The organism is Pseudomonas sp. BN606 (genome assembly GCF_029873115.1).
Lineage (GTDB): Bacteria > Pseudomonadota > Gammaproteobacteria > Pseudomonadales > Pseudomonadaceae > Metapseudomonas.
Map to the genome: position 1 here is coordinate 103,767 of NZ_SSOF01000041.1, position 15,369 is coordinate 119,135.

The window sequence follows — 15,369 nt, forward strand, 5'->3', positions numbered from 1 at the left end:
GGCTCACGGCCAGCGGAAACTGGGTGGATTATGGGCTTGGCAGCTGCCGTAAGGAAGCCTGGTGCCTAGCTCGCACCAGGCTTGCGTGCGGTCTACAGCTTGGCCTTGGCGATGGCACCGCTGCGCGCCTTGGCCATCGCTGCCAGACGCACCGCAACGTTGGCCGCGCCGTAGCCGGCGTAGCCGTTCTTGCGCTGCAGGATCTCGAAGAAGAAACGCCCCTCGAACGGCTCGGTATAGACGTGGAACAACTCGCCACCCTGGGCATCACGGTCGTAGAGCACGTTGTAGTAGGCCAGTTCGCTGAGGAACTCGTCGTCGAAATCGAAACGCGCCGCCAGGTCGTCGTAGTAGTTCAGCGGGATGTCCAGCAGCGGCACCCCGGCATCCTTGGCACGGCTCACCTCGGCGAAGATGTCCTCGCAAGAGAAGGCGATGTGGTGGGCGCCCGAGCCGCCGTAGCTGGACAACGCGTGGGAGATCGCGGTGTTGCGGTTTTCCGAAATGTTCAGCGGCAGGCGCACACTGCTGCAGCGACTGCGGATGGCGCGGCTTTTCACCAGACCGTAGGGGTCCGGAAGCACCACTTCGTCGTCGGCTTCGAAGTCCAGCACGCTCTTGTAGAACAGTACCCAGCTGTCCAGGCCGTCGGCCGGCAGCGCCAGGGCCATATGGTCGATACGGTCGAGTTGGCCGGTCTGGCTGGCGCCCGCGTCGAGGACGAAGTCGCTGTCATAGATGGTCTGGCCGGCCTGGGCCTGTTCCACCAGGTAGATCAGGCTGCCGTCCGGCGCGCGCACGGCCGGAATCTCGCGCTCGTTCGGCCCTACCAGGCCACGGAATGGCTGCCCCTTGAACTCGCGGGCGCGTTCCAGCGCACTGCCGCTGTCCTTCACTCGCAGGGCAGTGGCGCACAACGATGGGCCGTGGGCCTCGAAGTAGCCGTGGGCAAAGGAATAGGGTTCGGCATTGAGCACGATGTTGATGTCGCCCTGGCGCAACAGGCTCACGGCCTTGGAGCGATGCTTGCCAGCGCGGGCAAAGCCCAGGCGCTCCAGCCAGTTGGCAAGCTTGGCGCCCTGGGACTCGTCAACGGCGAATTCGAGAAACTCCACGCCGTCGTAGCGGCTGGCCGGCGGCGGCGAGAAGAGGACATCCAGATTGGCGGCTGGAGTCGGATCCTTGGCCAGCAGCTTGCGGGTCTTCTCTTCGAGGTAAAGCAGGGAGCGCAGGCCATCGGCGGCATTGGCGCGCGGCGGCGCGGCGCGGAAGCCGTCGTTGAAGATTTCCAGCGACAGCGGGCCGGTGTAGCCGCTGCGAATGATGGGGGCGAGGAATCCCGCCAGGTCGAACTCGCCCTGGCCGGGGAAGCAGCGGAAGTGTCGGCTCCACTCCAGCACGTCCATGGCCAGCTGCGGTGCGTCAGCCATCTGCACGAAGAAGATCTTGTCGCCTGGAATTTCGGCGATACCACTCGGGTCGCCCTTGATCGACAGGGTGTGGAAGCTGTCCAGCAGCACGCCGAGGGCCGGATGATCAGCCTGGCGCACCAGGCTCCAGACTTGCTGCCAGCTGTTCACATGGCGGCCCCAGGCCAGTGCCTCGTAGCCGATACGCAGATTGCGTGCGCCGGCACGTTCAGCCAGCAGGCGCAGATCGTCGACGAGGATTTCCTCATCGGGCAGGGAGTCGGCCTGGACGTTGCTGCACACAAGCACCAGGTCAGTACCCAGCTCCTGCATCAGGTCGAACTTGCGTTCGGCACGGTCGAGGTTTTTCTGCAGACGGTCGCGGCGACAACCTTCGAAATCACGGAACGGCTGGAACAGGGTGATGGCGATGCCGAGATCAGCGCACATCTGGCGGATTTCGCGCGGGCTGCCGGCGTAGTACAGGAGGTCGTTTTCGAAGATCTCGACGCCGTCGAAACCGGCGGCGGCAATGGCCTCGAGTTTTTCCGGCAGGGTACCGCTCAGGGAGACGGTGGCAATGGAACGCTGCATGCTTCAGCTCCTTGTGGGTGGGCGCCGCAGTTAGCTGTACGAGCCAATTCATTCGCCAAGCAGGCCGGAGACCTGCCGCCGGTACCTGGGGTCGATTCGCGACCCTTTGGTGAATGAATTCGCCCCTACAAGGAAATGCAAAAACCCTTGTTTTCGTAGCTGGATTGATTATTCGCGCGTAAAGTCAGCCCAGCAATTCAATATGTACGAACCAGTTAGTTTTGTGTTCGATCATCGAACAAAAGGCCGGTTATCGAATTGACGCTTTTTCGATCACTGCGCAACATGAACCCCATGTTGCAGGCAACCCACCGGGTGGCATCACTGCCAGCCCAGCCACCCGGAAGACCCTGCGATTGCAACCAGGCACTACGACATAACAATTTCAAGAAACGGGTAACAGCTCATGCTTACTACCAGCTACCTGATCGAAATCCCCTCCTCCAGCCGGCTTGCCACGGCATCCAGATCGAGTGCGACATCCACGTCGCCACTCTGAACTGACTCCCTGACAGAACTCGGACGGCGATAACCGGCCCGCTCCCGACGAGCACCGAAACGCCTGCGTGCACGCGTTCCAGCCTGGCCCCGAGCCATAGGAACGTGAGTCCGGCTACCTAACAAAAACAACGGAGACATCGATGGCTACCACCTCCAGCTCCCAAGCCAAGAAAGCAACCGCCAGCGGATGGATAGGCTCCGCCCTGGAGTATTACGACTTCTTCATCTATGCCCAGGCGGCGGCACTGATCTTCCCCCAGATATTCTTCCCCAACACCGATCCGAAAATGGCCATCATCGCCTCGCTGGCCACCTACGGCGTCGGCTACCTGGCCCGTCCGGTAGGCGCCTTCGTGCTGGGGCACTGGGGTGACACCCGCGGCCGAAAGAACGTACTGCTGCTGTGCATGTTCCTGATGGGTATTTCCACCATGGCCGTCGGCCTGCTACCGACCTACCACGACATCGGCATGCTCGCGCCGGTGCTGCTGGTGGTGCTGCGCCTGATCCAGGGCTTCGCGGTGGCCGGTGAGATTTCCGGCGCCAGTTCGATGATCCTCGAACATGCGCCATTCGGACGACGCGGCTATTTCGCCAGCTTCACCCTGCAGGGCGTCCAGGCCGGCCAGGTGATGGCTGCCGCCGTATTCCTCCCGCTGGCCTACTTCATGCCGAGCGAAGCCTTCAACGAGTGGGGCTGGCGGATTCCGTTCCTGCTGAGCGCTTTCGTCCTGGTGGCCGGCTTCATCATCCGTCGCGAAGTCCACGAGACCCCGGCCTTCGTCAATGAAGAGAACCAGCAGAAAGTCGCCAAGTCGCCGGTTACCGAAGCCTTCCGCCACAGCTGGAAGTGCATGGTGCTGGTGATGTTCATGGCCCTGATGAACGTGATCCCGGTCGTGGCCACCATCTTCGGTGCGGCCTATGCGGTGCAGCCGGCCTATGGCATCGGCTTCGACAAGAGCGTCTACCTGTGGATTCCGGTGGTGGGCAACATCGTCGCCGTGCTGGTGATTCCCTTCGTTGGCAACCTCTCCGACAAGATCGGCCGTCGCCCGACCATGATCGCCGGCTGCCTGGGCTCGGGTGCGCTTGCCTTCGTCTACCTCTACGCCATCAGCATCCAGAGCGTGCCCCTGGCCTTCGCCACCTCGATCCTGATGTGGGGCATGGTCTACCAGGGCTACAACGCCGTGTTCCCGAGTTTCTTCCCTGAGCTGTTCCAGACCCGCTACCGCGTGTCGGCCATGGCCATCGCCCAGAACATCGGCACCATGCTCACCGCCATGCTCCCGGCCCTGTTCGCCGCCGTCGCCCCGCCCGGCTCGGACAACATTCCGGTAGTGGTTGGCACCCTCGCCTTCCTCATCACCTGCGTGTGCGCCCTGGCCGCCTACGTGGCACCGGAAACCCATCGCCTGGCCATGGAAGACCTCGGCAACCCGGATGCCAAGCCGATGGACAAGCGGCAATACGAGTCCAGCCGCGAAAGCAGCATGCGTGCCGTCAGCCACTGATAGCGCCAATCGCCAACACAATGAAGGCCCCTTTCGGGGCCTTCGTTCTTTCTACCGGCCCGATTCCGAAGGCTCATGACAATGGAGATGAGCATGGCATTCCTTCGCCTCAGCATCGCCCGCCGCGCACTGCTCAGCTTCGGTCTGATCGCCTTGCTGGTGCTTCTGCAGGGCCTGTTCGCCCTGCAGAAGGTCGCGCAGGTTCGCGCCACCGGCCAGCACACCGAGAATGTTTCGCTGCCACAGTGGCCGAGTACCGACAGGTACTGGATCAATACGAGCAACTCTCCGCCGCCAACCGCACCGACGATATAGGGTTGCTGCTCAACGGCCGGATACAGGCACTCACCACCCGTACAGGTGATCAATTCGCAGAACTAGCGCATTGCCGAGGGAGACCTCAGTCGCGCGGTGCCGATCCGTAACCAGGACGAAACCCGTCGCCTGTTGGCCGCCCTGGCGGGCATGCAGCAGGGGCTGCGCGACACGCTCGAGCTGATCGCCGGTTAATCGCGCCAGTTGGCCAGCGCCGCAGAGCGGATGAGCCACGGCACCGAGAAAAACACAGGCCGCCAGTTGCAGCAGCACGACGAAATCCAGCTGGCCGCCACCACCGTTACCGAAATGACGACCGCCGTCGAGGAAGTAGCGCGCAACGCGGTATCCACTTCCGACGCCACCCGCGAATCGGCCTCCGATCTCGCGCTACCGGCCCAGCCTGCGCAGCTACCCGAAGCAGTTGCCGGATATCGACTACGACCGGCGACCGAGTGCTCAAGGTTGGACGCGTCGGCCAGGTCTGCTTGCAGGGCCGCAGCCTGTTTGTCGGGGGTGGATTGGCGGGCGAGCGGGTGGCCCTCCGCCCGACGGCGACGGCGACGGCGACGGTGACGGATGGCGTGTTCAAGGTGGTACTCATCCACAAGATCGTGCGCAAGATTGATCTCAGGCAGCGTATGCCATGACCATACAGCCGTTACCCATGTCTCCCGGCTGAACACACGGCACATCCTGCGGCTTGCGCCCCTCTCCCTTTGGGAGAGGGGCTGGGAACTTGCAGTGGACTCAACCCTTGCGCTGCATCCACGCCGCACCCAATCCGCTCAGACAGATGATGGCGATGCCCACCAGGCTGGTCGTATCGGGTGTATGGGAGAAGATCAGGAAGCCCAGCATGCCGGCGAAGACGATCTGGCAGTAACCGAACGGTGCCAGCAAGGCCGGTGCCGCTACGCGGAAAGCCTGGGTCAGCAACAGGTGCGCGATCATCCCCGCGCCACCCAGCGCGAGCATCAGCAAGCCATGCCCCAGGCTCGGCACCTGCCAGAAGAACGGCACCAGCGCGCTCATTACCAGGGTGTTGCACAGGCCGGCGAAGAAGTTGCTGGTGGTCGGGCTATCGTGGGCGGCCACCTTGCGTGTGAGGACCTGGTAGAAGCAGAACCCCAGCGCCGAACAGAATGGAAACAGGATGGCCGGCGTGAACAGCTCGCCACCGGGATGCACCACCACCAGCACGCCGACGAATCCCATTACCACCGCCCCCCATTGGCCAACGGTAACCTTCTCCTTTAGCAGCGGCACCGACAGCGCGGTGACCAGCACCGGTGCAAGGAAGTTGACCGCCGTCGCCTCGGCCAGGGGTATGTATTGCAGCCCGGCAGTGAACAGCAGGCTGGTGCTGAGCAGGCTCAACGCGCGCAATACCTGCAACACCGGGCGCCTGGTCCGCAGCACGCGCAGGCCAGCCTGGGGCAGGAAGATTCCGGCCATCAGCAGCGTGTGCACCAGGTAGCGAGCCCAGACAACCATGACGACCGGATAAAGGCCACCGAGGAACTTGGACAGGGCGTCGTGCCCGGCAAAGAGGAAAGTGGCCAGCACCACCAGCAGGATGCCCCGCAGCGGTTGGTTGGCTCCGGATAGAGGGGCAATCGTGCTCATGGGTTGCTCAAGAAAAGAACGCGACCCAGCCCGGCCGCGCGAAGGGTTAAATCTCAAAGGTGTTCGTGTAGCGCCCGCGCCTTGTCCAACGCCATCTGTGCACGCGCCTGGGCGCTGACGCCCTGCTCCATCAGCTGGCGCGTGGGGATTTCCAGGCTGAGGGGAATATCCGCCGGCAAGGTCCGCAGCAAGCCGATCAGGTCACTGTCTCCATCGCCAGGGAAACGACGCTCGTTGCGCGCCTGGCGGAGGATCTCGTCCATGTCGTCCGGACGCGGACCCGCTACGTCGCAGAGCTGGGCATAGCGCAAACGTGCGGGCGCCACCCTGGCCAAGTCTTCAAGGCGTGAGGCCGAGCGGTTGAAGTGGAAGGCATCCACCAGCACCGCACCGTTGTCCCGGCCAGCCGCCTCGACGATACGCAGGGCCTGGGCGAGGTCGCGTGCGTCGGTCCAGGGCATGAACTCCAGGCTCGGATGAATCCCAAAGCGCGCAGCCAGGTCACAGAAGGCGGCGAAGTTGTCGGTCAGGCGCGCCTCGTCACCATCGTTCCCGGCAACCAGGACTTCTGTAGCGCCGAACTCAGCCCCCGCGGCGAGTACCGGTTCAAAGTCGGCCACGCGGGTTTCCGCCTTGAGCCGAAGGATCTCGATGTCCATCACTTGCACGCCTGTATCACGCAGGCGATCTCGGGTCTGACGGCGCAACCCCGCATCGGCCATTAGCGGGAAGTGGTACTCCTCGGGTGTGGCCGGCACCAGCCGCAGACCGACATGGCTGTAGCCGGCACGGGCGGCCACTTCCACCATTTCAGGCGGCGACAGTTCGAGGACGGTGAGTGCGGCGAGGGAGAAAACTCGGTCAGTCATGTTCTTCTCGGAATCAAGTTCCACAATTTGATTTGCGTTATTTAGAACCTCGTTCCAAATAATCTCAAGAAGAAAGTTCGACCGACTGACGAAAGCAGGATTCGCGAAGATTTTGGGGTGGTGCACGAAACTGGCAGGGGCGATTTCAATCGCCAAGCAGCCCAACGGGCTGCCCTGCTGAACGAGGCAGGGCAGCTGCGCCGCCCCTGGCGAATGAATTCGCCCCTACAGTGATGCGATCAGACGAAAAATTCCGACGCCTGACTTGCTGCGGTGAGCTCTTCCACCGCTGCCAGGAGCAGCGGCGCGACCTCATGCATACGCGCTTCCGGCAGGCGCGCCGTGGGGCCGGCGACGCTGAGCACACCGATGGGCCTGGCGCTACGCGGATCGCGCACGACCGCAGCCAGGGCCGACATGCCCACCGAGGAGCTTTCCACCACCCAGGCATAACCATGCTCACGCGCCAGGCGCAGGCGCTCCAGCAACTCGATGTTGGAGCGCGGAGCATTGGGGCCGAAATCCTTTGCATCGGCCACGCCCTGGCGTTCCACCAGTACCAATGCTTCGGCATCGCTCAGGCTGGCCAGCCAGGCATGGCCGGAGGCTGTGTAGAACAGCGGCGCATCGCGGCCCATATCAGGGTCATAACGCAGGCCGGAACGCGCGCCCTGGGACTTGACGATCCAGGTCAGGCGGTCGCCATCGATCACCCCCAGGCGCACCAGCTCACCGGTTTCCTGGGCCAGGCGGTCGAGGATTGGCTGGACGATATCCGCACCGCTGCTGGCCAGGTAACGGAACGCCATGGCCACCAGCCGGGTGGACAGCTGATAGCGACTGTTCTCCTGGTTCTGACGCACATAACCGAGGCGGATCAGCTCGGCCAGCATGCGGTGGGTCGCACTCTTGGGAATCTGCAACTCGTCGGCAAGGGTCTGCATCGGCAGGCCGCGCGGGTCGCTGGTGAGGCGTTCGAGCAGGTTGAAGGCGCGTTCTATCTGGCTACCGGCCATGGGGCGTGGATCCTCAGGAATGTCCGCCGATTCTAGAAGACATCGCCTCATTTACGAAACCTGGAACCGCGGCACGGGATTCCCACATATCGACACCATAAATGTACGGAATGGTTAGTTTTCGTTCGATGATCGAACGAAAGCGCTTTCAGCCGATTGAACGCAGGGCTGGCGGATTTCACTATCGGTCCCATGTGCGAGGCGTTGCCGCAACCAGCCTGCGATCTCAGCGACGCCTCGCCTCTTACCGACATAAATACAAGAAAGGTCGACCACAATGCTCCAGCCGCATACCCAGAATGCCTCGTCGCCCATTTCCGGGCCGTCCTTCGATTGCGCTTCGCCTTTCGCCTCCGTTGCCCTGGTCCAGCTGGCCAGCGGTGAAGGTCTGGGCGATCGACTGCAACGCTGCTTCGCACGCCTGATCGAGCGCCGCAAAGCCCGCTGACGCCGCCGCAATGCCAACCCTGAGCTGTATTCGCGCAAGCGCCGCGAAGGGGCTTTTGCGCACCCGAAAACAACAATCACAGAGGCAAGAACGAGCATGAATTCCACCCGCCGCCAGGCCCAATCCTTTGTCCCATGCATCCTCGCCGCAGCCGTTACCCTGGCCGCGCTGCCCGCCATGGCTGCCGATGAACATGGCTTCGTGGAGGACGCCACGGCCACGCTGAACCTGCGCAACTACTACATCAACCGCAATTTCGTGAACCCGACCTACCCGCAAGGCAAGGCCGAGGAATGGACGCAAAGCTTCATCCTCGATGCCAAGTCCGGGTTCACCGACGGGCCGGTGGGTTTCGGCGTCGACATGCTCGGCCTGCTTTCGGTAAAACTCGACGGCGGCAAGGGTACCCGCGGCACCCAACTGCTGCCGGTGCATGACGATGGTCGCCCCGCCGATGACTTCGGCCGCCTGGCGGTGGCCGGCAAGATGCGCGTGTCGAAGACCGAGCTGAAGGTCGGCGAGTGGATGCCGGTGCTGCCGATCCTGCGTTCCGACGACGGCCGTTCCCTGCCGCAAACTTTCCAGGGTGGCCAGGTGACCTCCCAGGAGATCGACGGCCTGACCCTCTACGGCGGTCAGTTCCGCCAGAACAGCCCGCGCAACGACGCGAGCCTGGAAGACATGTCCATGAACGGCCGCGCCGCCTTCACCTCGGACCGCTTCAACTTCGCCGGCGGCGAATACACCTTCAACGAGAAACGCACCCTGGTCGGTCTGTGGTACGCCGAGCTGGAAGACATCTACCAGCAGCAGTACCTGCAGGTGCTGCACAGCCAGCCGGTGGGCGACTGGACCCTGGGCGCCAACCTCGGCTACTTCAACGGCAAGGAGAACGGCAATGCCCTGGCTGGCGACCTCGACAACCGCACCTGGTCCGCCCTGCTGTCTGCCAAGTACGGCGGCAACACCTTCTACGTCGGCCTGCAGAAAGTGAGCGGCGACGATGCCTGGATGCGCGTCAACGGCACCAGCGGTGGCACCCTCGCCAACGACAGCTACAACTCCAGCTATGACAACGCCAAGGAGAAATCCTGGCAGGTCCGCCACGACTACAACTTCGCCGCCGTCGGTATCCCCGGCCTGACCCTGATGAACCGCTACATCAGCGGCGACAACGTGCATGTCGGCACCGTCACAGACGGTAAGGAATGGGGGCGTGAGACCGAACTGGGCTACACCGTGCAGAGCGGTGCATTCAAGGCGCTCAACGTGCGCTGGCGCAACGCGAGCATCCGACGCGACTTCAGTAACAACGAGTTCGACGAGAACCGTCTGATCATCAGCTATCCGCTGTCGATTCTCTGATCCTTTGGTAAGCGTGCTTTGACTCCCTCAGCCCGCCATCTGGCGGGCTTTTTTATGGATTGCGATTCCCGCTCTAGTGGCACATCCGATTTCCGTTCGCTGACCGGCCACTTGCGTAGCCCCGGGCTTGGTCCCTGAAAAGAGCAATCTTAGAATACGGAACACAGTTCCAGTATTTGAGGTAAATTTGAAATGCGTGCCACAAGCCCTGCTCCAAACCGCCTCGATTGCGATCTGCTGGTCATTGGCTCAGGCGCCGCAGGCCTTGCCGCCGCCGTCACCGCCGCCCATCACGGCCAGAAAGTGATTCTCGTGGAGAAGGAACCTGTGTTCGGCGGCGCCACCGCGTGGTCCGGCGGCTGGATGTGGGTACCACGCAATCCGTTGGCCCGGCGCGCGGGAATCGAAGAGGACATCGAGCAGCCACGCACCTACCTGCGCAACGAACTGGGCGAGCACTTCCGACCGGAACTGGTGGACGCCTTCCTCGAAGCCTGCCCGGAAATGGTCGGTTTCTTCGAGCAGCACACCGCGCTGCAATTCGTCGACGGCAACGGGATTCCAGACATGCACGGGGATACTCCCGGAGCCGCCAGCGGAGGCCATCAGGTCATCGCCGCTCCCTATGACGCCCGAGAAGTCGGCAACCTGTTGCCACGCCTGCGCAGGACCATGCGCGAAACATCCTTCCTGGGCATGCCGATCATGGCGGGCACCGACCTGGCCGCATTCCTCGGGATGACCCGCTCGCTGCGCGCTTTCGCTCATGTGACGCGGCGCTTCCTCACTCACCTCTATCACCTGGCCCGTTACGGCCGAGCCATGCACCTGGTGAACGGCGTGGCGCTGGTTGCTCGCCTGGCCAGGTCCGCCAACGACCTTGGCGTGCAACTGATGGAGTCGGCACCTGCGCGCCGACTGATAGTTGAAGACGGCAGCGTTCGCGGTGCGGTGGTCGAACGCCATGGCCTCGAGGTCTTCATCCGCGCCGGGGCCGTGGTGCTGGCGGCGGGCGGCTTCCCCAACGACCCGGTACGCCGCAAGGCCATGTTCCCCCGCGATACCAGTGGCCATGACAACCTTGCCCTGCCCCCGCAATCCTGCTCCGGCGACGGCCTGCGTCTGGGTGAGTCCGCCGGTGGAGTGGTTGCCGACGACCTGCGCTCCCCCGTGGCCTGGGCGCCGGTATCCAGGGTGCCCTACCCCAACGGCACCTTCGGCCACTTTCCCCACATCATCGATCGCGGCAAACCCGGCATCATCGGCGTGCTCAAAAACGGCAAGCGGTTCGTCAACGAAGCTGGCGGCTACTACGACTATGTCGATGCCATGAACAAGGCTGTTGCGGAGGACGAGGAGAGCTGTTCCTGGCTGATCTGCGACCATCGGTTCCAGCGCCGCTACGGACTGGGCTTCGCCCGCCCCGCGCCACTGCCGCTCTGGCCGCACTTGCGCAATGGCTACCTCAAGCGCGGCAGGACCCTGGTCGAACTGGCGCAGACCTGTGGCATCGACCCGGCAGGACTGACCACCAGCGTGGCCGCTTTCAACCACCATGCCCGCCGAGGCGAGGACCCGGAGTTCGGGCGCGGCAGCACCGCCTTCAACCGTCGCAGCGGCGACGCCATGCACCAGGGCCCCAACCCCTGCGTGGCACCGATCGAGCACGGCCCTTTCTATGCAGTGAAGGTCCAGCCCGGCTGCTTTGGCACCTTCGCCGGCCTGCGCACCGATGGCCAGGCTCGGGTGCTGGATGAGAACGGTCAGACGATTCCAGGGCTCTATGCAGCAGGCACCGACATGGCCAGCGTGCTGGGCGGGCATTACCCGTCAGGCGGAATCAACCTGGGCCCGGCCATGACCTTCGGCTACATCGCTGGCCTTCATGCCGCGGGCGCCACCATTCAATGAGAAAGCCTCAACCCACGAACAAGGAGTCATCCATGCGGAACATCACCACAGCCCAAGGACTGAACATGCCCCAACTCGGCCTCGGTACCTGGCCCATGACGGGCGAGGAATGCACCCGTGCCGTGCGCCAGGCTCTGGAGCTGGGCTACCGCCACATCGACACCGCGCCCGCGTATGAGAACGAGGCAGCCGTCGGGGAGGCCCTGCGTCTGAGCGATGTACCCCGCGAGTCCATCCATCTGACCACCAAGGTCTGGTGGGACAAGTTGCAGCCGGCCGCCATGCGTCAGTCGCTGGAGGACAGCCTGCGTGCCCTGGGTACCGAGCAGGTGGACCTGTTCCTGATCCACTGGCCGGCCAAGGACTGGGATTTGCGGCGCAGCATCGAAACCCTGGTGGCCCTGCGCGATGAAGGCAAGGCACGCTGCATCGGCGTTGCCAACTTCCCCCTGGGCCTGCTGCGCCAAGTGGTGGATGACCTTGGCGCACCGCTGTCAGCCATCCAGGTGGAGTACCACGTGATGCTCGACCAGCAGTGCCTGCTGGACTATGCCCGCAGCAAAGGCCTGGCATTGACCGCCTATACCCCGCTCGCGCGCGGCCTGGCGGCGGACCAGGCCTCGATTCGGCAGATCGCCGAAAAACACGGCGTCCTTCCCAGCCAGGTGGCACTGAAGTGGCTGCTGGAACAGGAAGGCGTCGCCGCCATTCCGAAGGCTTCCAGCATTGCGAATCAGCAGTCGAACCTGGATGCCCTCAAGGTGCAGCTCGACGATGAGGACCGCGCCCTGATCGCTGCCCTGCCGAAGGACACGCGCGTCGTAAGCCCTGACTTCGCGCCGGAGTGGGATACCTGATAGCGGGCCGCGTAGGGGCAACCGCATCGCCCTCGGCGAATGAATTCGCCCCTACAACGTAACGACCGGAGCGCTCTATTTGTGGGAGCGGTTTCAACCGCGATGCAGGCCGAAGGGCTGCCGTCAGTTCGCGAATGAATTCGCTCCCCAGACGCATTGATGCCCAATAAAAAACGCCGCCCGGATGCGTGGTCCGGGCGGCGTTTTCGTCTCGCGCAGATCAGCCTTGCAGCGATTCCACGCCCAGCTCATCCCACACGGCTTCAGCCAGGTGGAAGGTGGCATTGGCTGCGGGGATGCCGCAGTAGATGGCGCTCTGCATGATCACTTCCTTGATCTCGTCGCGGGTCACGCCATTGTTCTTCGCGGCGCGCAGGTGGAGCTTCAGCTCACCCTCGCGATTCATGCCGATGAGCATGGCGATAGTGACCAGACTGCGGGTGTGGCGCGGCAGACCGGGGCGGGTCCAGATATCGCCCCAGGCATGGCGGGTGATCATTTCCTGGAACTCTTCGTTGAACGGCGTGAGGCTCTGCAGGCTGCGGTCCACGTGGGCGTCACCCAGCACCGCGCGGCGCACCTTCATGCCAGCTTCGTAACGTTCTTTCTCGTCCATCTTTACGTCCTCGAATGTGGACCGTAGGAGCGAGCTCTGCTCGCGAATAACGCTTTCGCGAGCAGAGCTCGCTCCTACATCAATTGTCAGGCAGCAAGGAAAGCCAGCACGCGCTGGCTGAACGCATCACCAGCCTGCACGTTCGACAGGTGGGCTGCATGGAACTCCACCAGCTCGGCGCCGATGATGCGCTCTTGCATGAAGCGGCCGTGCTCGGTGGTGGTCACCGGGTCGCCACTGCCACAGACGATCAGAGTCGGCGCACTAATGCTGCCAAGCTGCTCGCGGTAGTCGGCATCACGTACGGCGGCGCAGTTGGCGGCGTAACCCTCAGGCGAGGTTTGCGCCAGCATGCCGACAATGGGTTCGACCTTGGCAGGCTGCGCCTCGGCGAAATCCGGGGTAAACCAGCGGGAAATCGAAGCATCGCGCAGATCACGCATGGCCTGGGCGCCGCCAGAAAGGACTGTGTCGATGCGCGGGTTCCAGACTTCCGGGCTGCCGATCTTGGCGGCCGTGTTGCACAGCACCAGGCGCTCGATGCGCTCGGGAGCATTGATTGCCAGCCACTGGCCGATCAGGCCGCCCATGGACAAGCCACAGAAATACGCTTTCTCGATATCCAGGGAATCCAGCAGGTCGAGCACATCACGGCCCAGTTGCTCGATGCTGTAGGGACCTTCGCTGACCAGGGACTTGCCGTGGCCACGGGTGTCATAGCGCAGCACCTGGAAGTGCTTGGTGAAGGCCGGGATCTGGGCATCCCACATGTGCAGGTCGGTGCCCAGGGAGTTGGACAGCACCAGCACCGGCGCACCGGCCGGGCCTTCGAGGAGGTAGTTCAGGTCGCCATCGGCGAGACGTACGGCAGGCATGCAAATCTCCTAGCGCGAAAATGCGTTGTGTTCGGCCAGAGCGCGGTCCACCCAGCGGCGGGCCTGGCCAAGGTAATGGGCCGGGTCGAGCAGGCGGTCCAGCTCGGCGGCAGAAAGCTGTGCGCTGATTTCGGCATTGGCGCCGAGTACAGCACGTAGATGAGCGCCCTCCTTCACAGCCTGGCGGCAGCACTGCTCCACCAGGTGATGAGCCGCGTCGCGACCGATGCGCTGGGCCAGGGCAATGCTCACGGCTTCGGCCAGCACCAGGCCCTGGGTCAGGTCGAGGTTGCGGCGCATGCGTGCGGCATCCACTTCCAGGCCAGGCACCACCAGCAACGCTTGCTGCAGGGCACCGGAAACCAGGCAGCAGAGTTCGGGCAGTGTTTCCCATTCGGCATGCCACAGACCAAGACTGCGCTCGTGCTCCTGGGGCATGGCGGCGAACATCGTGGACACCAGGCCCGGTGCGCGCGTAGCGGCGCCGATCAGCACGGCGGCACTCACTGGATTGCGCTTGTGCGGCATGGTGGACGAACCGCCCTTGCCCGGCGCGGAGGGTTCGAAGACTTCGCCTGCTTCGGTCTGCATCAGCAGGCTGAGGTCACGGCCCAGCTTTCCCAGGCTGCCGGCGATCAGTCCGAGCAGGCTGGCGAACTCCACCAGGCGATCACGCTGGGTGTGCCAAGGCTGGTCGGGCAGGTTCAGGTCCAGCTCGCGGGCCAGGGCCTCGGCAACAGGCCAGGCCTGCTCGCCCAGGGCGGCGAGACTGCCGGACGCACCGCCGAACTGCAGGCAGAACAAACGCGGCTTGAGTTCAGCCAGGCGTTGACGATGACGGGTTACCGCACCCAGCACGCCAGCCAGCTTCATGCCGAGGGTGACGGGAGTGGCCTGCTGCAGCCATGTACGGCCGGCCAGCGGGGTGTCGGCGAAGCGTTCAGCCTGCACGGCCAGGGCCTGGGCCAGGCCGGCAAGGTCCTGCTCCAGCAGCTCGGCGGCGGCGCGCAGTTGCAGCACCAGACCGCTGTCCATGGCGTCCTGGCTGGTAGCCCCCAGGTGCACGAAGCGTTCGGCTTCCGTGCTTTGGGCGGCCACGCGCTTGCCCAGCGCCTTGACCAGAGGGATGGCGGAGTTGCCAGCCGTGGTGATGGCCAGGGCCAGTGCAGAGTAGTCGTAGAGTTTGGCGCTGCAGGCCGCCTCGATGGGCGCCACAGAGTCGCCGGGGATCAGGCCGACGCTCGCCTCGGCGCGCGCCAATGCGGCCTCGAAGTCCAGCATGCCCTGCACACGTCCCCGGTCGGAGAACACCGCACGCATGGCGGGCTGGGTGAAATAGGCGTCGAAGAGTTGGTTGCTCGGGCTGTTCAAGCCGGTGCTCCGGAAATCGGGATGGTGTTTCGTTTTATAGCAGCCGGCCCCGAGAGGCCAGTGATTGCCGTGCGAG

The 15,369-nt window shown here is 63.7% G+C and carries 13 protein-coding genes and 1 pseudogene; 7 read left to right on the forward strand and 7 right to left on the reverse strand.

The window, feature by feature from the left end; translation table 11 throughout:
- Positions 1-92 precede the first annotated feature (92 nt).
- Positions 93-2,003 carry a 3-dehydroshikimate dehydratase QuiC gene (quiC, locus tag E8E75_RS04945; RefSeq protein WP_120651236.1) on the reverse strand — a complete coding sequence of 637 codons (1,911 nt, stop codon included), beginning with the start codon at positions 2,001-2,003 and terminating at the stop codon, positions 93-95.
- A gap of 641 nt (positions 2,004-2,644) precedes the next feature.
- Here quiC and E8E75_RS04950 point away from each other — a divergent pair.
- The 3 genes and pseudogenes from E8E75_RS04950 to E8E75_RS04960 all read left to right on the forward strand — a co-directional run bounded on the left by E8E75_RS04950 (position 2,645) and on the right by E8E75_RS04960 (position 4,986).
- The gene (locus E8E75_RS04950; RefSeq protein ID WP_120651237.1) at positions 2,645-4,021 is read left to right on the forward strand and encodes an MFS transporter; all 1,377 of its coding nucleotides are present in this window, start codon (positions 2,645-2,647) and stop codon (positions 4,019-4,021) included.
- A 93-nt stretch (positions 4,022-4,114) separates the two neighbouring features.
- Positions 4,115-4,711, forward strand: a pseudogene (locus E8E75_RS04955) (methyl-accepting chemotaxis protein); the annotation flags it as partial.
- Between the two features lie 80 nt (positions 4,712-4,791).
- A complete protein-coding gene (locus tag E8E75_RS04960) occupies positions 4,792-4,986 on the forward strand; it encodes a hypothetical protein (RefSeq protein WP_178123602.1) in 195 nt (64 codons plus the stop codon).
- 100 nt (positions 4,987-5,086) lie between these two features.
- On the opposite strand, the gene E8E75_RS04965 is transcribed toward E8E75_RS04960, so the two are convergent.
- From E8E75_RS04965 to E8E75_RS04975, 3 genes are all read right to left on the reverse strand, one after another.
- Positions 5,087-5,965 (reverse strand): DMT family transporter, encoded by an 879-nt coding sequence (locus E8E75_RS04965; RefSeq protein WP_153922468.1) that lies wholly within the window; start codon positions 5,963-5,965, stop codon positions 5,087-5,089.
- Positions 5,966-6,018: 53 nt separating this feature from the next.
- A complete protein-coding gene (locus tag E8E75_RS04970) occupies positions 6,019-6,834 on the reverse strand; it encodes a sugar phosphate isomerase/epimerase (RefSeq protein ID WP_153922470.1) in 816 nt (271 codons plus the stop codon).
- A gap of 239 nt (positions 6,835-7,073) precedes the next feature.
- Complete coding sequence (locus tag E8E75_RS04975) at positions 7,074-7,850, reverse strand: IclR family transcriptional regulator (protein ID WP_120651240.1); 777 nt, start codon at positions 7,848-7,850, stop codon at positions 7,074-7,076.
- Between the two features lie 277 nt (positions 7,851-8,127).
- Between E8E75_RS04975 and E8E75_RS04980 the strand changes: the two genes are divergently transcribed.
- The 4 genes from E8E75_RS04980 to E8E75_RS04995 all read left to right on the forward strand — a co-directional run bounded on the left by E8E75_RS04980 (position 8,128) and on the right by E8E75_RS04995 (position 12,431).
- Complete coding sequence (locus tag E8E75_RS04980; RefSeq protein WP_153922472.1) at positions 8,128-8,298, forward strand: hypothetical protein; 171 nt, start codon at positions 8,128-8,130, stop codon at positions 8,296-8,298.
- A gap of 177 nt (positions 8,299-8,475) precedes the next feature.
- The gene (locus E8E75_RS04985; RefSeq protein WP_256661025.1) at positions 8,476-9,663 is read left to right on the forward strand and encodes an OprD family porin; all 1,188 of its coding nucleotides are present in this window, start codon (positions 8,476-8,478) and stop codon (positions 9,661-9,663) included.
- 192 nt (positions 9,664-9,855) lie between these two features.
- On the forward strand, positions 9,856-11,574 hold the full coding sequence (locus tag E8E75_RS04990; RefSeq protein WP_120651242.1) for an FAD-dependent oxidoreductase: 1,719 nt from the start codon (positions 9,856-9,858) through the stop codon (positions 11,572-11,574).
- A gap of 32 nt (positions 11,575-11,606) precedes the next feature.
- Entirely contained in the window at positions 11,607-12,431 is an 825-nt protein-coding gene (locus E8E75_RS04995; RefSeq protein WP_120651243.1) for an aldo/keto reductase, read from the forward strand.
- 220 nt (positions 12,432-12,651) lie between these two features.
- Here the strand turns inward: E8E75_RS04995 and pcaC are convergent, their stop codons facing one another.
- From pcaC to E8E75_RS05010, 3 genes are all read right to left on the reverse strand, one after another.
- The gene (pcaC, locus tag E8E75_RS05000; RefSeq protein ID WP_120651244.1) at positions 12,652-13,047 is read right to left on the reverse strand and encodes a 4-carboxymuconolactone decarboxylase; all 396 of its coding nucleotides are present in this window, start codon (positions 13,045-13,047) and stop codon (positions 12,652-12,654) included.
- 86 nt (positions 13,048-13,133) lie between these two features.
- Complete coding sequence (pcaD, locus tag E8E75_RS05005) at positions 13,134-13,922, reverse strand: 3-oxoadipate enol-lactonase (RefSeq protein WP_153922474.1); 789 nt, start codon at positions 13,920-13,922, stop codon at positions 13,134-13,136.
- Positions 13,923-13,931: 9 nt separating this feature from the next.
- Complete coding sequence (locus tag E8E75_RS05010; protein WP_153922476.1) at positions 13,932-15,293, reverse strand: 3-carboxy-cis,cis-muconate cycloisomerase; 1,362 nt, start codon at positions 15,291-15,293, stop codon at positions 13,932-13,934.
- Between the last annotated feature and the right edge of the window lie 76 nt (positions 15,294-15,369).